The organism is Hydrogenophaga sp. A37 (assembly GCF_002001205.1).
In the GTDB taxonomy this organism is placed as follows: domain Bacteria; phylum Pseudomonadota; class Gammaproteobacteria; order Burkholderiales; family Burkholderiaceae_C; genus Hydrogenophaga.
Genome location: NZ_MUNZ01000188.1, coordinates 124,815 through 142,475, shown reverse-complemented (window position 1 = coordinate 142,475; position 17,661 = coordinate 124,815). Strand labels below are relative to the sequence as shown.

21 protein-coding genes are annotated in these 17,661 nt (G+C 65.6%); 20 read left to right on the top strand and 1 reads right to left on the bottom strand.

Features of this window, described 5'->3' with window-relative positions; genetic code table 11:
- The first annotated feature begins 2 nt into the window (after window positions 1-2).
- The 20 genes from B0E41_RS25385 (at window position 3) to B0E41_RS25290 (ending at window position 13,276) form a co-directional block, all read left to right on the top strand.
- Window positions 3-527, top strand: coding sequence for a phage major tail tube protein (locus tag B0E41_RS25385; protein ID WP_077335775.1), 525 nt, complete (start codon window positions 3-5; stop codon window positions 525-527).
- Between the two features lie 3 nt (window positions 528-530).
- Window positions 531-839: a phage tail assembly protein gene (locus B0E41_RS25380; protein WP_077335773.1), complete on the top strand. Its 309-nt coding sequence runs from the start codon at window positions 531-533 to the stop codon at window positions 837-839.
- Window positions 784-981: a hypothetical protein gene (locus tag B0E41_RS25375; protein ID WP_077335771.1), complete on the top strand. Its 198-nt coding sequence runs from the start codon at window positions 784-786 to the stop codon at window positions 979-981. The genes B0E41_RS25380 and B0E41_RS25375 overlap by 56 nt, the downstream gene beginning before the upstream one ends.
- 16 nt (window positions 982-997) lie before the next feature.
- Window positions 998-3,283 carry a phage tail tape measure protein gene (locus tag B0E41_RS25370; protein ID WP_077335769.1) on the top strand — a complete coding sequence of 762 codons (2,286 nt, stop codon included), beginning with the start codon at window positions 998-1,000 and terminating at the stop codon, window positions 3,281-3,283.
- A complete protein-coding gene (locus tag B0E41_RS25365; protein WP_077335767.1) occupies window positions 3,283-3,825 on the top strand; it encodes a phage tail protein in 543 nt (180 codons plus the stop codon). The genes B0E41_RS25370 and B0E41_RS25365 overlap by 1 nt, the downstream gene beginning before the upstream one ends.
- A gap of 3 nt (window positions 3,826-3,828) precedes the next feature.
- Window positions 3,829-4,059: a tail protein X gene (locus tag B0E41_RS25360; RefSeq protein ID WP_077335765.1), complete on the top strand. Its 231-nt coding sequence runs from the start codon at window positions 3,829-3,831 to the stop codon at window positions 4,057-4,059.
- A 17-nt stretch (window positions 4,060-4,076) separates the two neighbouring features.
- A complete protein-coding gene (locus tag B0E41_RS25355; RefSeq protein WP_077335763.1) occupies window positions 4,077-5,093 on the top strand; it encodes a contractile injection system protein, VgrG/Pvc8 family in 1,017 nt (338 codons plus the stop codon).
- Complete coding sequence (locus tag B0E41_RS25350) at window positions 5,090-5,644, top strand: phage baseplate assembly protein V (protein WP_077335761.1); 555 nt, start codon at window positions 5,090-5,092, stop codon at window positions 5,642-5,644. The genes B0E41_RS25355 and B0E41_RS25350 overlap by 4 nt, the downstream gene beginning before the upstream one ends.
- Window positions 5,645-5,706: 62 nt before the next feature.
- Complete coding sequence (locus tag B0E41_RS25345) at window positions 5,707-6,168, top strand: GPW/gp25 family protein (protein WP_077335759.1); 462 nt, start codon at window positions 5,707-5,709, stop codon at window positions 6,166-6,168.
- On the top strand, window positions 6,165-7,301 hold the full coding sequence (locus B0E41_RS25340) for a baseplate J/gp47 family protein (protein ID WP_077335757.1): 1,137 nt from the start codon (window positions 6,165-6,167) through the stop codon (window positions 7,299-7,301). Before B0E41_RS25345 ends, B0E41_RS25340 begins: the two co-directional genes overlap by 4 nt.
- A 1-nt stretch (window position 7,302) precedes the next feature.
- Window positions 7,303-7,902: a phage tail protein gene (locus tag B0E41_RS25335; RefSeq protein ID WP_077335755.1), complete on the top strand. Its 600-nt coding sequence runs from the start codon at window positions 7,303-7,305 to the stop codon at window positions 7,900-7,902.
- 2 nt (window positions 7,903-7,904) lie between these two features.
- Complete coding sequence (locus tag B0E41_RS25330; protein WP_077335753.1) at window positions 7,905-8,747, top strand: hypothetical protein; 843 nt, start codon at window positions 7,905-7,907, stop codon at window positions 8,745-8,747.
- The gene (locus B0E41_RS25325; protein ID WP_077335751.1) at window positions 8,744-9,322 is read left to right on the top strand and encodes a hypothetical protein; all 579 of its coding nucleotides are present in this window, start codon (window positions 8,744-8,746) and stop codon (window positions 9,320-9,322) included. Before B0E41_RS25330 ends, B0E41_RS25325 begins: the two co-directional genes overlap by 4 nt.
- A gap of 2 nt (window positions 9,323-9,324) precedes the next feature.
- Window positions 9,325-9,813 (top strand): hypothetical protein, encoded by a 489-nt coding sequence (locus B0E41_RS25320; RefSeq protein WP_077335749.1) that lies wholly within the window; start codon window positions 9,325-9,327, stop codon window positions 9,811-9,813.
- Complete coding sequence (locus tag B0E41_RS25315) at window positions 9,810-10,028, top strand: hypothetical protein (RefSeq protein WP_077335747.1); 219 nt, start codon at window positions 9,810-9,812, stop codon at window positions 10,026-10,028. The genes B0E41_RS25320 and B0E41_RS25315 overlap by 4 nt, the downstream gene beginning before the upstream one ends.
- Window position 10,029: 1 nt before the next feature.
- Window positions 10,030-10,413: a hypothetical protein gene (locus B0E41_RS25310; RefSeq protein ID WP_143434025.1), complete on the top strand. Its 384-nt coding sequence runs from the start codon at window positions 10,030-10,032 to the stop codon at window positions 10,411-10,413.
- Between the two features lies 1 nt (window position 10,414).
- A complete protein-coding gene (locus B0E41_RS25305) occupies window positions 10,415-11,101 on the top strand; it encodes a hypothetical protein (protein ID WP_077335743.1) in 687 nt (228 codons plus the stop codon).
- On the top strand, window positions 11,098-11,706 hold the full coding sequence (locus B0E41_RS25300; RefSeq protein ID WP_077335741.1) for a hypothetical protein: 609 nt from the start codon (window positions 11,098-11,100) through the stop codon (window positions 11,704-11,706). The genes B0E41_RS25305 and B0E41_RS25300 overlap by 4 nt, the downstream gene beginning before the upstream one ends.
- 2 nt (window positions 11,707-11,708) lie before the next feature.
- On the top strand, window positions 11,709-12,335 hold the full coding sequence (locus B0E41_RS25295; RefSeq protein WP_143434024.1) for a hypothetical protein: 627 nt from the start codon (window positions 11,709-11,711) through the stop codon (window positions 12,333-12,335).
- Between the two features lie 149 nt (window positions 12,336-12,484).
- The gene (locus B0E41_RS25290) at window positions 12,485-13,276 is read left to right on the top strand and encodes a DNA adenine methylase (RefSeq protein ID WP_077335737.1); all 792 of its coding nucleotides are present in this window, start codon (window positions 12,485-12,487) and stop codon (window positions 13,274-13,276) included.
- Window positions 13,277-13,302: 26 nt separating this feature from the next.
- Here the strand turns inward: B0E41_RS25290 and B0E41_RS25285 are convergent, their stop codons facing one another.
- Window positions 13,303-17,433, bottom strand: a complete 4,131-nt coding sequence (locus tag B0E41_RS25285; RefSeq protein ID WP_171984877.1) for a DUF4347 domain-containing protein — start codon at window positions 17,431-17,433, stop codon at window positions 13,303-13,305.
- Window positions 17,434-17,661 lie beyond the last annotated feature (228 nt).

The window sequence follows — 17,661 nt, the reverse complement described above, 5'->3', positions numbered from 1 at the left end:
ACATGGCGACCCAAATTCAACTGCGCCGCGTGACGAACGCGGCCATCTACATCAACGGCAATAGCCTGCTGGGCAAGGCCGAAGAGGTCAAGCTGCCCGACATCACTTCGCTGATGACGGAGCACAAGGCCCTGGGCATGGTCGCCAAGATCGAACTACCCAGCGGCTTCGACAAGATGGACGGCGAGGTGAAGTGGAACAGCTTCTACCCGGACGTGGCCGCGACCATGGGCGACTTCTTCACCATGGTGCCCCTGCAGGTGCGCAGCAGCGTGGAGACCTGGGGATCTGGTGGCCGCACCGAGCAGGTGCCGCTGGTGACCTTCCTGACGGTGCTGTTCAAGAAGAACCCGCTGGGCAGCTTCAAGCAGAACGACAACGCCGAGTTCGTTTCGGGCTTTTCGGCCTACTACATCCGCCAGCAGCTGGCGGGCAAAGACATCGTCGAGCTGGACGTGCTGTCGAACATCTACAAGGTGAACGGCGTGGACAAGCTGGACCTGTTCCGCGCGAACCAAGGGGGCTGATCGATGAGCACGACTGAAACCAAGGCCGCCGCTTTGAAGGTGGAACTGACCAAGCGGATCGAACTGCTGGTGCCGATCAAGACGCCTGCGGGCGAGTTCAGCAGCATCACGCTTCGCCGCCCCAAGGTGAGTGAGATGGTGCGCTACCAGAGCCAGGCAAAAGGCCTGAAGCTGGATGACGCCGAGGAGGAGTTGCTGATCTACGCAAACCTCTCCGAAGAAAAGCTGACGATGGAAGACATCGGGGAGCTGGACTTTGGCGACTTCGCCAAGCTCCAGCGCTGGTTTCGCGCAGTTCAAACTGGAGCCTGATGACATCAGGGGGATCGCCGCGCTGCTGGCGCGGTGGTTCCGCTTCCAGCCCAGCGAGATCGAGGAGCTGGACGTGGTCCGGTTCGTTGAGTGGGGCGAAGACGCTGGCGAGCAGATCCGGCGTGAGTACAAGTCGGACTGAGATTTAAAGGTGTGCTGTGGCTGATACGAGCGTTCTGATCAAGGTGGGTTTCCAGGGCGCGCAGGCCTTGGCCGGCCTGGGCAGCGTAAGCGGCGGCATCACGAAGGTGGGAGAACACGTCGACAAGCTCAAGGTCAAACAGAAGGCCCTGGGCGATTCGATGAACAACTTCATCGGCCCACGCACCCCTGCTGGCCTGCGCGCGATCACCGAGGAATACGACGCGATGGGCCGCTCCATTGAGCGCGCCACCAAAATTCAGAACTCGCTCGTGGTGGGGCGCGAGCGCGCGGCCACACTGCGCAGCGAGCGCCAGGCGCTTCGCTCGGACGCGATGGACGCCATTGGTATCGGTGCCACGGCATTCGTGCCGGTGAAGCTGGCGATTGACTTCGAGTCGGCCATGGCAGATGTCAAGAAGGTGGTGGACTTCGACACGCCGGACGGCTTCGAGAAGCTCACGAACGAGATCCTGCGCATGTCTCGGCACCTGCCGCTGTCGGTCGAGCAGCTCGCGCAGATCGCTGCCAGCGGTGGGCAACTGGGCGTGGCGGCGAAGGACTTACCGGCGTTCACGGAGAGCATTGCGAAGATGGCCACGGCGTTCGACATGAGCGCAGAGGCAGCGGGCGACAGCATGGCGAAGCTGGCGAACGTGTACAGCATCCCGATTGCGCAGATTAGCCGGCTGGGCGACGCGATCAACCAGTTGAGCAACGAAAGCCCGGCCAAGGCGAGCGATATCGTGAACACGCTGGGGCGCATCGGTGGTGTTGCCAAGCAGTTTGGCCTGACCGAGCTGCAGGCCGCGAGCCTGGGCAACGCGCTGATCGCGCTGGGCAAGCCGCCCGAGGTGGCTGGCACGGCGATCAACGGCATGCTGACCAAGCTGGGCACGGCGGACAAGCAAAGCAAGGCGTTTCAGTCGGCGCTGGCCGAGATGGGCATGAGCGCTGCCGGCCTGAAGCGGTCGATCAAGAACGACGCCGAGGGCGCGCTGGTGGGCTTCCTGCAGACGCTGGAGCGCATTCCCGCTGATCGCCGCATGGGCATCCTGGTGGACCTGTTCGGCCTGCACTATGCGGACGACGTGGCGGTGCTGGCCGGGTCGGTGAAAACCTACACGGGCAGCATCGAAACGCTCAAGCGGGTGAACAAGGGCGGGCAGCAGACTTACCTGGGCTCCATGGAGCGGGAGTTCGGCGCTCGCGCAGCGACGACGGCGAACAACCTCCGGCTCCTTAAAAACGGTTTGACGGAAATCGGCATCAACGTGGGCAGCGCGGTGCTGCCGGCCCTGAACGACCTGGTCAACGCAGTGCGGCCGGTCGTGGGCGCCATGGCGGCCTGGGCGAAAGAAAACCCGGGCCTGATGTCTGGCCTGGTGAAGGTGGTGGCGGGCTTCGCTGCGTTCAAACTGGGCGCCATTGCGGTGAAGTACGGCATCAACCTGGTGCTCTCTGGCGCGAACAGCCTGCGCCTGGGGTTCAACCTGCTGCAGGCTGCCGGGCTGTTCAACCCGGTGCTGTGGGGCCGGGTTGCGGGCGGTGTGCGCATGGTGGGCACGGCGGTGATGTGGGTCGGCCGCGCGCTGCTGATGAACCCGATAGGCCTGGCGATCACGGCCATTGCAGGCGGCGGCTACCTTATCTACCGCAACTGGGACCGCATCACGGCCTTCTTCCGGGGCGTGTGGGGCGACATGCGCACGGCCGCTGCAGGCGGGGTTTGGGGGATCACCAAGCTGCTGATCAACTGGTCGCCGATCCAGCTGTTCTACAACGCCTGGCGCACGGTGCTGAGCTGGTTTGGCGTTGAGTTACCCGCGAAGTTCACAGACTTCGGCGGGATGGTGATCGACGGACTGATCAAAGGCATCACCAACAAGATCGGCCAGGCCAAGGCGGCGATTGTGGGCATGGGCCAGAGCATCAAGGGTTGGTTTGCCGACACGCTGGGCATCAAGAGCCCGAGCCGGGTGTTCATGGGGTTCGGCGACAACATCGGCCAGGGCGCGCAGATCGGCATCACGCGCAGCATCGCCCGGGTTGCCCAGGCCAGCGGCAAGCTGGCACAGGCCGCACGGGGCGCGATTGCTGGCGCTGCCATGGCTGGGGCAGCTTCTGCAGGCGCGGCGGGCGGTGCTGGCATGGTGGTGCACTACTCGCCGAACATCACGGTGCAAGGCGGCGCGGCCGAGGCGGTGGTGCCCGCGATGCAGCAGGCGCTCAAGCTGAGCGAGCGCGACTTTGAGCAGATGCTGAACCGGGTGCTCGACCAGCGCGCGCGGAGGAACTACTGATGGGCCAGCCAATCGCCTACCTGGGTGATATCCCACTGTCGATCACCGACATGACGCAGTTCGACGTGACGATTCAGGCGGACTTTGCCGAGCACGCGAAGGTGGGCCAGAAGCCGCGTTTGCAGTGGGTGGGCGACAAGCTGGATGAGGGGCAGTTGGTCGCGCAGCTGCACGCCCAGTTCTGTACACCCGAAGTGGAGCTGGCGAAGCTGCGGGCGGCTCAGCGCAAACATGAGGCGATGCAGCTCTATTTCACGAACGGGCATATCGTGGGCCTGTTTGTGCTGACAGCGGTTGAACAGCGCTCGCAGCAGCTGATGCGTGACGGCACGGTGATCGTGGCCGAGGTGTCGCTGAGCCTGCGGGAATACACCGAGGACGGGCTGAGCACCGAGGTGGCCGCGAGCGGCACGCCGGTGGCGGCGATGCGGGTGGGCTCAAGCGGCGCCGAGGTGGGGCCGAATGGCACGGCGACCGAGGCAGCGCCGGAGCGCGACGCCGAGCTGCCCGCCGTCCGTGCCGGCTTCTCCATCGGGATCTGACGCATGAAGATCAAGGCACTGAAACACACGGTGGTGGCGGGCGAGCGGTGGGACACGCTGGCCTGGCGCTACTACGGCAACCCGTTTGCCTACGGCCGCCTGGTTGAGGCCAACCCAGCAATCAACATCGTGCCGCTGCTGCCGGCCGGCGAGACCGTGCTGGTGCCGCTGCTGACCGTCGCTGAGCAGGCAGCGCAGCGCGACACCAGCAACCTGCCGCCCTGGAAGCGCTGAGCGCAAAGGGTTTTCACATGGCAAACGTCGAAGTTCTTGAGCCGGCCGTGGTGCTGGTGGTTGCCGGTCGCAACGTGACGGAGTACGTCCAGGACCACCTGCTTTCGCTCACCTACACCGACTACCTGGAGGGCGAGAGCGACACGCTGGAGGTGAAGCTGGAGGATGTGGACCGCAAGTGGCAAGGGCCTTGGTATCCCGAGCACGGCGATGCGCTGGTGGCGAGCATTGGGTATGCCAAGGGATACAAGCGCGGCCAGTGGTTGCCCTGCGGTGACTTCCAGATCGACGAGACGGAGCTGGATACCGACCCGGACGTGTTTTCGATCAAGGCGCTGGCGGCGGGCACCGAGCACAAGCTGCGCACAGCGAGCGCGGTGGCCTACGACGAGACGACGCTGGCGGACGTGGCGGGCCAGGTGGCGAAGCGCAACGGGCTGGAGCTGGAGGGCGACATCGGCGAAGTGCAACTGATCCGCGTGACACAAGCGCAAGAGCGCGACCTGCCGTTTCTGAGGCGCCTGGCTGACGAATACGGCTACGCCTTCACAGTGCGCGGCAAGAAGCTCTGCATGTACAAACGCAGCGAGCTGAAGGCCCAGGGCGCTGTGCGCACGCTGCGGCGCTCTGAGGGCTATCGGTTCACCTTCCGCGACAAGATCACGCACGTGGTGGAGAGCGCGGCCGTGACCTACCACGACCCGGTGACCAAAGAGACGTACACCGGCGAGGCGCAGGACAGCGAGAGCAAGATCAGGCGCCACAGCCGCGACGCCCGCAAGATCAACATCCGCGCGGAGAACCCGGCCCAGGCCCAGCTCAAGGCAGACGCCGCGCTGGAGCGGGCGAACGAAGACCAGACCTCGGCGACGAGCACGATGATGGGTGAGGTTGACCTGGTGGCGGGGGTCAACATCGAGCTGGAGGGCTGGGGCGCCTTCGACGGCAAATACCAGATCAAGCAGAGCACACACACCTATGGCCGGGGCCAGGGCTACACCACAAGAATCGAGTGCCGGAGGGTGCGCAAATGAGCTCTGAAAGTTCCACCAGCCTGGACAGGCAGTCGGGCAAGAACACCGGCCTGGTGTCGTTCAAGGTCGGCATCGTCGAGGAGTCGAAGGTGGGCTGGGCCATCGTGCGATTCCCGGATCTGGGCGACATGCTGAGCAAGTGGATTCCGCAGGTGTGGATGAACACCCAGGACGACAAGGAATACGGCACGCTTGACGTGGGCAGCATGGTCAAGTGCTTGATGGACGACCGCCTGGAAGATGGCTGCATCCTGGGCGCGATCTACAGCGAGGTGGACGAGCCGCCCGTGACGGACAAAGACGAGCGCGGCATCAAGTTCAAGGACGGCGGCTGGGTGAAATACAACCGGTCCACCGGCATTGCCACGGTGATCGCACCGACGAAAGTGATCCTGGACACGCCGCTGGTGCACTGCACTGGCGATGTGCAGGTGGATGGCACGATGACGGCGGACGAAGACGCCATCGGTGGCGGTATCAGCCTCAAGAACCACGTCCACAACATCATCTATCCAGTGCCTGGAGCGCCTGTTACGCCCCCTGTGGCCTGACGTTCGGCGATCAATAAACCGTTTTAATGTCGTGATTCGAGGGCGCTGGGCAGACTGCCCACATGCCCCTCGTTCCCAGCACCATTTCCGACGTTGGCACCGGCTTTGCGCAGGTTGCGCTGAGCCTCGCCAGCGACCGCGCAGACGGTCTGCTGAACGACCGCGCGGCCCGACTCGCCACCGACGTTGACGATATTCACCAGGAAGTGCTCCTGGTGCTCTACACGCCCTTGGGCGCGGACATTCACCGGCCCGATTTCGGTTGCGAATGGTGGCAGTGGATCGACAGCCCAATCAACTACGCCCGGCCGCACATCGTGCGCGCGGTGGTCAGCGCCATCGAACGCTGGGTGATCCGCATCGAGCTGGTGCGCGTGGTGCTGACTCAGCGCGACGACAACAACTACGCTTCGAAAGACCTTCTGGTCGAGTGGAAGTTTGCTGACGGTGTGGCCGAGCAGATTTTCAGCAGCAACGTGCGGCTGGACGATCTGCTGGCTTCGCTGGGAGTGATCACGCAATGACACTTCTGGACCGCACCCTGGCAGAGCCGAGCTTTGTGGACCGTGACGCCGAGGCGATCACGCGCGACCTGGTGCGCATGTACGAGGAGCTGACCGGGCTCACCCTGTACCCGGCGCAGGCCGAGCGGCTGATGGTCAACGTGGTGGCCTACCGCGACAAGCTGATGCGCGAGGCGATCCAGGACGCGGCAAAGCTCAACCTGGTGCGCTACTCGCGCGGCGTGATTCTGGACCTGCTGGGCGAGAACATCGGCGTGGCACGGCTGGACCCAGCGCCCGCCGAATGCACCATGCGCTTCGTGTTCGACCCGGTGCCAGTGGTGGGCACGCTGCTGCCGGCCGGCACGCTGGTCAGCACCTCGTCGAGCGGCGTTCCGCTGGTGTTTTCGACCGCCGTTGATGTGTTGGTGCCGGCTGGTGCCGCAGAGGTCAGCGCGCGGGCGGTGTGCACCACGCTGGGTGCCCTGGGCAATGGCTTTGTTGCGGGGCAGATCGCCCGGCTGTACAGCGGCCAGCCACCCGGCCTGCAGGTGTCTGCGGTGGCGAACACCACGACGAGCAGCGCGGGCGCTGACGCCGAAGACGACGATCACCTTCGGCGCCGCATCGTGCTGGCACCCGAGCAGTTCAGCAACTGCGGCTCGCGCGAGGCCTACACCTTCTTCGCCCTGGGCGCGAACGCCGGTATCACGGACGTGGCGATCACGAGCCCGGAGCCCGGCCTGGTGCACATCCACCCGCTGATGTCCGATGGGTTGCCAAGCCTGGCTGTGCTGGCCCAGGTGCTGGCCGCATGCAACGGCGAGACGCGCCGGCCGCTGTGCGACACCGTTGTAGCGGTGGCGCCCGTGGTTCGGCCGCTGGCCTTGACCATTCAGCTGACCCTCTACACCGGGGCAGACGCGACCACCGCACAGGCGGCCGCCCAGAAGGCGGCAACGGCCTACGTGCAGCGCATCCAGGCGCGCATGGGCGTGGACGTGGTGCCCAGCCAGATCAAGAGCGCGCTCGACGTCTACGGGGTGTACCGCGTCAACGTGGTGCTGCCTGCCGACGTGATGGTGCTGGCGCCGAACGAATGGCCGCAGGTGACCGCGCTGACGGTCACCGTGGTCGGCGACGCGGAAGGCTGACATGGACCCGCGTTTCGTCAACCCGAGCCTGCTGGTGCCGCCGATGCGGCGCGATGCCCACTTCCGCACGCTGGAGGCGCTGAACGCGCAGACCAGCCTGCTGCCAGTGGAGAAGGTCGTGATCTACGACTTTTCGACGGTGGAGGCCAGCGCACTGCCGCACCTGGCTGAGCAGCTGAACTGCTTTGGCGATCTGGGCTGGGAGCTGTGCAACGGTGACCCGGTCGAGCAGCGCGCTTACCTGGCGAACGTGATCGCGATCAAGCGGCTCAAGGGCACGCCGCACAGCATCCGCGAGATTTTCCGGCTGCTGGGTCTGGGCGAGGTCGTGATTGACGAAGGCCGAGGCGGTAAGGCCTACGACGGCACCTGGACCTATGACGGCTTCCCGGTCTACGACGGCCGGTGGCGGGACTGGGCGGTGTACCGGGTGACCGTTGACGCACTGCTCACCACGCACATGGCGGCGCGGATCCGCGCGCTGCTGGCGAAGTGGGCACCGGCCCGCGATCACCTCTGGGAGATCCGCACCACGGGCAACCAGCTCATCTACAACGCCTTCGCGAACTACGACGGCACCTACAACTACGGAGCCTACTGAACATGGCCTATCACCTCGAAACGGACATGTGGCCGTCCGGCGTCTACCAAGTTGCTGTCACTGACCCGGTGCTGGGAGGCACTGAAGGGCCGGTCAACCTGATGGGGCTTCCACTGGCGAAGCGCTCGCTGTATCAGCGGCTGCGCAACGTGACGGAATGGAGCGCCGACCTGGCCGCTGCCTTTGGCTACCCGGCGAAAGCCTGCGTGATGCACGGCGGAGTGTCGTGGCGCGCGATTGTCGCGAACAACGTGGCACCAGGTACCGACATCACGAAATGGGAGCGGTGGGCTTACAGCGCGACCGAGCTGGCCGCGTACCTGCGCAGCGCATTGCTGAGCCCGGCGACTTGTGCTGCAACCGGGCCAGCTGCTGCGCCCTCGGACGCGAGCCCGTACACGATCTGGAAGTCGGTTGCTCCCTACAACGAGTATTGGATGTGGCTGGGCGACGTGTGGAAGGTGGTCGCGAATCGCTACACCACATTCAGTGGTGTCGCATCAAGCGCCCTCACAGGTGGGGTGGCGAAAAACATCACAACGTTGACTGCCCATCGGGACGGATCGATCTACATCCGGGGCATTTTGTCTGCCACGAACAACTTGAACGCCTTCATCGCGATGTCCGCCTACGTGCAGCGCACGCGGGCCGCCGTGACGACGACGATTCTTGACTCGTTCGCGGAGTACATGACCACCACGGGCACGCAGTACTCGCAGGCACGCCCGCTCGCGCGCACCGATGCCCTGGCCGGCGACGTCTACACGCTCGTTGGCATCGCCAGCTCCAGCATGATCGCCAGCGCAGGCAACAACAGTTCACTTCACATGGAGTACCTGCAATGAGCGTCATCGGCTACAAGTTTCGGGCCGATGGCTCACTGATCGGGTTTGACGTGTCGATGGAGGGCCTTGAGTCCGATCTGTTGCCCGCCAACGATCCAGCGGTGGCTGCTGTGCTGCTCGCGCGTGAACGGGCGTCGGCACAACGCCGAACGACCGTGTTCGCCAACACCATCCGCGAGCGCATTGCATCGTCGAAACACTACCTTCAAGCGGCTCGCTGGTCGATTCAACTGGCTTCTGCCCAGGCGGTCAAAGCCGGTGCCGCCACCGCGTTTGACACCGCTGTTCTGGAGCGAGAGGCGCGCAACCGCGAACTGGGTGAATCGGTCGAGCAGCTTGCGGACAAGGTGATCGCGAACAGCTTGATCTTCGCCTCGGTCGGTGCGGCCGTCGACGGCATCGAGCGCGCGACCCTCGACCGTGTCGCTGCTTGCACCGAGGTCGCTGGCTTTGAAGCGATCCTGACCGCAGCGAAGGCCAAAGCGCTGGCCGAGTTCCTGGACATCTTCACGCCGTTCTATGGCCTCGAAGGTGCGCAGGCGCGAGCTGCACAGTTCTTCAGTCCGGGAGCCTGACCATGTACCTCGCTCTTCGACGCGGCGCAGCCACCGATGCCAAGTGGCTGGACCACTTCTTCATCTGGGTGATCAAGGAACGGTTGGTCACAGACTTCCCGCACGCCGGCATCGTGATCGGCGACCAGCTGTACCACGCCACGGCGCGCCACGGTTTCTGCAAGACGCCCTACACACCAGAGCGCTGGGAGCTGTGGCCGCTGGGCGATGAGCGCGACGCAGAGGTGCAGGCCAAGGCCGATGCACTGATCGCGCGCGGGACCGGGTATGACTTTGCCGAGTTGTTTGACTTCACGCCGCTGAAGTGGGTGGTCAAGGTGGCCCGCAAGGTGCCGGTGCTGCGCCACTGGCTCGACAACCTGCTGTATTGCTACCAGTGGTGCTGGCTTGCCCTGACGGGCTGCTACCCGACACGTCGGGTCACAGCCGAGATGTTGCTCGCTCTGTACGCACAACGGCTGCTCGACCGGCTAGAGAGGGCAGGCAAATGAAGGCGCTGGATCGCGTGGGCGGGCGCAAGTTCGTGCTGTGCATGCTGGTCACCCTTTGCGTGACTGTGCTGTTGGCCTTGGGCAAGCAGATCGACATGGCGTCGGCTTCGGTGCTCTTGGGCACTGCCGGCGTCTACATCACGGGCAATGTGGCGCAGAAGCGCTTGGTGCCCACCACCGCCGCACCTGCGGCACCCACCACACCGGAGGCCTGAGATGCTTCGATTTCGTCACGTTTTCATGCTGGGCATGTTCCTGCTCTGGCCCTTGCTGATCGTTCTGACCGACCCTGAGTCGGGCGCGCTGCGGGGTCTGTTCCCCAACGCTGCCTGGGCTTCGCTGGCGGTGTTCATTCAGGCGCTGGGCTCCAAGACCATGGGCCTGCTGTTTGCCTGGTGGTCGTTCAAGGCGTTTCGCGACTACATCGAAGCCGACAACCGGGAATTGTTTCGGCAGGTGTTGGCGGGCAACGTGGCCGCTGGGCTGGCGCTGATCGCCAACGCGCTGATCTTGGCGATCCTGATCGTGGTGTTCTGCTGGGGCCTGGATGCCACGGCGCCCGCGATCTCTGGCGCGGTCAGCTCGATGCGGGGTGGCTGAGATGCGCCGCCTGATCTGCATCGCGCTGCTGGCCTTGGTGCCGGCGCTGGTGGTGGCCGCGAATGTGGCCACGACGATCCCGACCCGGGCCTACGACCACCTGGGCACCTTCCGCGCGGAGACGGCCGCGATCTGGCCTGGCATCCCTGATCGGGCCTATCCGCTGGCGTTGGCTGAGCACGAGAGTGGCTGTTTTGCGATGCCCGCCAAGTGCATGAACCCGGCCAGCAGCTTCAAGACGGCCCGGGAGCGTGCCTGCGGCCTCGGCCAGGTGACCGAGGTCTACGGCCGCTTCGACAAGCTGGGCGAGCTGGTGCGGGCCTATCCGCAGCAGCTGCGCGGGTGGACCTGGGCGAACTGCGCGAGCCGGCCCGACTACCAGGTGCGGGCGATGCTGTTGATGCTGCGCGCCGAACACCAGGCGCTGGCCCATGTGCCACGAACCGAGGACGGCCTGCAGATGCTCTCGGCCTCCTACAACGGCGGACCGGGAATGCTGGCGAAAGAGCGCCGGGCCTGCGGCATGACAGCGGGCTGTGACCCGATGCGCTGGGCCGGCCACGTGGATCGGGTGTGTCTGCGCGGCAAGCGGGTGATCCCGGGCACGCGGCGCACGGCCTGCGAGATCAACCGACATCACGCGGTGGACGTGGCTGCTCGGATGGCGAAGTACCGGGGGCTTGTATGAGCAGCAAATCGGTGAAGGCGATCAAGTGGCTGGGCGGCGCTTTCATGGGCGGTGCTGGTGCGTGGTCTTGGGCGATCTGGCTGGGCGTCGGAGTCGCTGCCACCGCCGCAGCGCTGGCCTGGCACAGCGGCAAGGTTTCCACGGCCGTGGATGCCGCTGAGAAGCGCGGCGCGTCGTCTGTGCAGGCGCAGTGGGACAAGAGCCGGGTCGAGGTCGCCGAGGCGGTGGCAACGGCTCATCGAGAAAACGCGCGGGAGTTGTCCCGCCTGGTGCAAGTCAATGAGGAGGTGCAAGGTGCTTACAACACGATTCTGTCCAGTCTGGCTACCGACGTTGCTGGCCGCGCTGCTTCTGCAGGCCTGCGCGACTCAGAACGCGCCGACATCGCCGCCGCAGCAGGCCGAGCAGCTGCCGATACCTGTGGTCGATTTGCTTCCATCAGCGAGCGAAACATTGCAGGAATTGAGGCAGATGCGGAGTCGATGGGACAGCGAGCGGTGCGAGCGACTGCGGTTGCTGAAGCCCTCAAACGCACCCTGCTTGAGCGCCGCGCCGCCCTCGACGCCAAACGCGAAGCCCTGAAACCCAACCCCACCAAGGAATGAACATGAAGAAGACCCTTCGAACCTTTGCCATCGTCGCCGCCGCTCTCTCGCTGGGTGCTTGCGCCCAGATGGGGGCGGGCTTTCACAAGGCGAACGACGAAAACACGAAACGTCTGGCGCACTATCAGGACAACATCCTCCTGCAGGCCGAGAGCGACTTGAGCGCGATCAATGCCTGCTATCTGCGCGCCTCGGGCTACGTGGTGCGGTCTGCGGCCGGGCCGGTGAAGGCGGCGGATGGCGCGCTCAACCTGACCCTGACGAAGGTGGCTGAGCCGGGCAGTTCTGAGGGTTGCACCGTGATGGCGACCGCGCTTCGCACCCAGAGCAACATGCTGACCGCGTTCGCTCCGTTCATCGGCCAAGCGCTGCTGGCACGTGTTCCGGCCGCACCGGAGGAGATCGTCCAGTCGGTCCTGAAGGACGGTATGCAGTTCGCCTTGGCGAAATACGGCATCGAAGCCGTGCAGAAGGTGGTGTCCACTGGGCAGCTGGCCCAGGCGCAGGTTGCGGAGGCCGGCATTGCTGCGGCCAGCAAGCCGCCGTTGGTGGTGAAGGAACCGTTTGTGGTTCAAGTGCCCATGGGCTCGGCACCGCTGCCTGCTGCAGCCCCCACGCCGACACCGTAAAGAAGTGGCGGCTGGGCCAGGTGCGTCAACACCCAGCCCAACCGCTTCCCCTGCTGATAAGACCAGCAAGCTCGGCCCAGGGCCACCCCACCTGTACAGGCGAGGGGATTGTACCGGGCCGTTTTCACTCCAAGAAAACAGCTTGCACCATGGCAAACCCCATCATTCCCTGGATCGGCGGCAAACGCCGTCTCGTCGACCTGCTGCTGAGCCGGTTCCCTCCCCATAGCTGCTACTGCGAAGTGTTCGCCGGTGGCGCTGCCGTTTTCTTCGCACGCAACCCGGCAGAGGTTGAGGTGCTCAACGATGTGAATGGCGACCTGGTCAACCTGTACCGGGTGGTCACCCACCACCTGGAGGAATTCGTCCGCCAGTTCAAATGGGCGCTCACGTCGAGGCAGATGTTCAAGTGGCAGCAGGAGACGCGCCCCGAGACGCTCACGGACGTGCAGCGGGCGGCGCGCTTCTTCTACCTGCAGCAGCAGAGCTTCGGCGGGAAAGTGTCCGGGCAATCCTGGGGCACCGCAACCACCGGCCCGTCGATCAACCTGCTGCGGATCGAAGAGAACCTGTCGGCCGCGCATCTGCGCCTGGCTGGCGGTGTGTACATCGAGCAGCTCGACTGGAGCACCTGCATCGACCGGTACGACCGCCCTCACACGCTGTTCTACCTTGACCCACCTTACTGGCAGACCGAGGGCTATGGCGTTCCGTTTCCGTGGGAGCAATACGAGCTGATGGCGGCCAAGCTCAAGGCGATCAAGGGGAAGGCGGTGGTCAGCATCAACGACCACCCAGACATCAGGGCCTGCTTTCAGGGCTTCGACATGGAGGGCCTGAAGATCGACTACACGGTGGGTGGTGGAGCGAACAGGGCGGAGCGTGGTGAGCTGGTGATCTACAGCTGGGACCGTGCCGCAGAGCCCGCAGGCCTGTTCTGAGTTTCCCTGCGCGGTATTTTGTTTCCCTAGGCGAAAGCAGAAGGTAGGATCAAATATCGCGCTTCAGAGCCTACATTTATCGCGCCGCGCTTCAACAAGGCGCCCGGCGCCCGAGGCGGTGGCAGCGCGCCCGGGGTTGAACCGGCGGCGGACGGTGGCACCCCCGGCACGGCGGGTGGGGCTGGCATGGCTGGCGCGTTGGGCGGCTGGGGAGTGCCAGGGTCGGCCCTGGTGGGTGGCTCCGGCTCCGGCTCCGGCTCCGGTGGCGGTGGCGGTGGCGGCGGCGGGTCATCGACCCCGTTCACCGTCACGGTCACGGTGGCCGTGGCCATGCCGCCCTGCCCGTCGGTCACGGTGTAACTGAAGCTGGTGGTGCGGCTCTGGCCCGCTGCCAGGTCATCGAAGGCCCCGTCGGGATCGAAGCTCACCTGGCCCGCTGCGTCGATGCTGAACAGGCCGCCCGCGCTGCCGGGCGTGTTGATCTGCACGCCGGTGCCCAGCGCGTCGCCATCGGCATCGCTGTCGTTGTCCAGTGCGCTGCCCAACACGGCGGGCGCCGCGTCCTCGGCCACCACGAACGGATCGTCGGCGGCCACCGGCGCGTCGTTCACATCGCGGAAGTGGAGATCGCTCACCAGCGGGACCGCGTTCGATCCGTCGGGCAGCAGCGCCGGCACGCCGCTCAGGTTCAGCGTGTTGGCGGTCCGGTTGTCGTCGTTGGCGTCGAACCCGTCGAGCACATCGCTGCCTTCAAAGATGTCCAGCAGCCCGTCGCCATCGCTGTCGGTGGTGGACGTGACGGAGGTCGGCTGACCGTCGCCACGCTCGGCCACGTCCAACAGGCCGTCGTTGTCGCTGTCGGCGTCCAGCACGTCGGCCGTGCCATCGCTGTCGCTGTCCATCGGCGTCAGGCCTTCGCCCGCGCCGGGACTGCTCTCGTAAGCATCGTCCAGGCCGTTGCCGTCGCTGTCGGTGCCCGAGGGCGCCACATAGCCAGCGGTAGTCTGCGCCTCCATGTTGTCGGTCACACCGTCGTCGTCGCTGTCCAGGTCCAGCGCCCCGCCGATGGGAATCGCCACCACGCCAAAGACCAGGCCTTGCGGGTCGTAGCCGGTGTAGGTCAGTTGCAGCGCTGCGGCCTCGGGGCTGATTTCGAAGAAGGTGTAGTTGTTGAAGCCCCCGGTGTTGGTGGTGATCACCGTCCCGCTCTGGCCCGGCGTGGTGGACGCCACGCCATCGAGCAGTGCGTAGATGCCCGTGTTGAACACGTCGGCGTTGTCCAGCACCACCAGGGTTTCGCTCGACATGATGGACGACCATTCGGCACCGCCGCCCTGTCCCGCCACGCCGAGGATGTAGCGGTACTGGTAGCCACCCGTGCCAAGGGCCTCGGCCGAGATGCCGAAGTCGATCTCGATCGTGCGGGGAACCGAGCCGATCAGGTCCAGGTAGAGCGTGGGCAGGGTGAGCGACTGCCCGTACAGCTCCACGTCGGCGGTGGGCTGCGGCGGCTGCCAGATCTGCCACTGATTGCCGCCGGTGTCGCCGCTCAGCACGGTCACGGTGACGCCGCCACCGGGCAGCGTGGCGGGGCCGGCGGGTTCGAGAGAAACCACCGCCGTTCCGGTTTCCAGCTGGTCCGACAGCGCCAGCGTGGGAACCATCATCGACACCTCGGCGTCCAGGTGTTCGGTGGTGTCCAGCATGCCGTCGCCGTCGTCGTCGATGTCCTGCGTGTTGTTCACGCCGTCGCCATCGCTGTCGAGGTGGATGCTCACCGTGGCCATGGTGTGGCCCCCCTGCCCGTCGGACACGGTGTAGGTGAAGCTTTCGCCCTCGGGCACGCCGGGCGCCGCGTCGTAGGACAGCGTGCCGTCGGCATGGACGGTGACGGTGCTGCCCGACGGCAGCGTCACGGGCGTCTCCACCACCACGCTGGCGCCATTGATGCGGGTCAGGTTCAGCACACCGTCGCCGGCATCGCTGTCGTTGGCCAGCACGTCCAGCACGGTGCTGGTCGGGCCCCCGGTGAAGGCGTCATCAACGGCCACCGGCGGGGTGGCGTTGACCGGCAGGATGGTCACGTTCACCGAGCCCAGCGCGGTCTCGCCGTCTTGATTGCTGACCCGGTAGGTGAAGGTGTCGGTCATGGCGCTGAAGCCATCGCCCGTGATGGTGACTTGCCCGTTGGCCTCCAGCGTCACCGTCATCCCCGAAGGCAGTATGGCGGTGACGCCCGGACTCATGGGCACGTCCAGGATCTCGGTGATGGTCAACGTGCCACCCGAGAGATTGGTGTCGTTGGCGGTCAGGTCCACCGTGATCGGCAGGTTGGCCGCTGTGGTCACCGTGTCGCTCTCGGCGATCACGCCGGTCTGCCCCGAGTCCGCGCGCACAAACAGCCAAGAGTCGAAGTGTGTGTCCCCGATGTCTGCGATGCCGATGCGCAGGGTGTTCGCCTGTCCGTACACCACGCTGAAGGTCAGCGGGATGGTGACGGTGAAGCCATTCATCTGCGTGTTGAGCATGCCGCCCGAGTTGTCCACGAACAGCGAAGGGTTGGCGCTTTCGTAGCTGGTGGAGGTGTTCTCGGGGTTGGGGTCGTTGGCCACATCCGACTCCACACTCGTCGGGTTGACGTTGCCCGCGTCGTTGATGGTGTCGATGCCGACCGGCAGCCCGTTGGGCACCAGGGCCTGGTGCACACCATTGACGTTGACAACCACGGCGTCGCCGAAGGTCGAGTACACGTAGTCGTTGTAGTCCTCCGAGCCGAAGACGATCTCCAGCGTCATCTGGCCGGTGTCCCCGGCGCTGGCACCCGGCGGCACGTCCGGCACGAACACGATGTCCAGGAAGGACGCATCGAACGAACCCAGGCCGTTCGACAGGGCATCGAACATCGGGTCGCCGTCCACGCCATCGGGCGCGTCCACGCTGTAGAAGTCGTCGTCGTTGGGGCCGGCCACGCTGTTGATGTGGTCGGCGGTGGTGAACACCACGCCGGCGTTGAAGCCCAAGGCGATGGGATCGAAGCTGGCGCCCGACCCCGTGGTGAAGCTGCCCGCCTGGTCCGCGCCACCGCTGTAGGTGGCCGACACGATGGTGACGCCGTTGCCCAGGATGGTTTCCGCCAGCCCCACGGCGCCCACCGTGCCCACGGGCGTGAGCGTGAGGTCCAGCGCGTGCAGCCAGTTCTGGGGCGTCAGCTCGGCGGTGTCCACCGTGCCCAACTGGGCCTCCAGCGTCCAGTCGCCGCCCAGTTCGGTGTGCCCGGTGGCATCGGTCGAGGCAGCGACGTCCGCGCCGGTGAGGTCGGCCCACTGAGACAGTGCTGCTTCGCCCTCGGCGCCCGCACCGTAGTCGCAGGCGTAGATCAGGATGTCACCCTCGGGCGACAGGGCTTGCCCGATGGCCAGCAGGTCGTCGCGGTGCAGCGCCGCCATGGCATCCGCGGTCACGGCCCCGCTGCCCAGGGACAGGCTGCCGCTGTCGCCGTGGCTCACGATGTGGATGGCGTCGATGCCGCTGCGCCCGTCCAGCGCGTTGGCGATCTGGTTGATGCCGTCCTCGTCCAGGTTCAACACGATCACCTCGCGTCCGGGCGCGGCGAAGGCGGCGGGGTCGGGCACGCGGCCGTCCACGAACACCAGCTCCTGGCGTGCGGGTTCGTCGGGGGTCGCCGCCAGGGTGTCTTCTGACGGTCCGTCGGTCGATGCGCTGTCGGTGGCCGTGGTGTCGCTGGCGGGCGGTGCTTCGTCGTCGGTGGAGGGCGCGGTGGACACGACCGACTCCACCGATGGTGGAGTGTCGGCATCGGCGGTCTGCGGTTCGTCCTCCGCATCGTTCGGCGTGGACGTGGGAGCTGGAGTGGGAGCAGCGACCGACACAGGCTCCGGCGATTCCGGCTCGGCCCGCTCCACCGGCTCAGGCCCTTCGGCCGAAGCCGGCGTCTGCTCGATCACCGTGGAGACCAGGGCCCCGTCAAAAACAATGCGGTGCTCCAGCACCCAGCGCGTGCTGATCGACCTGGGTGGCGCGCGCAGGGGGGTGGGCGACGGGTCGGTGGTGATCGCACGGGCAACAGGACCCTCGGGCGCTGCGCTGCAGCGGCCCGGGCCTGGCGACTCTGGTGTTTGGCGTGTCTGGTGGTCCATGCGAGTGGCTTCGCGTTGGATGCAAGCCGCCCCATGCGGACCCTGGGTGAGCCAACGCAGATTCCCGGTCAGCATGGTGCCCTTGGGCCGGTGCGCCCGATCACGCCAAAAGACCGTCAAAACACACCCAACTCCTTGTTTTTGCACATGAAACGCGTCTTTCCCAGGGTGATTGAGAAAAAGGTGGCGTCAATGCGCCCCGATGAGCACACGGGGCATTGCTCACGA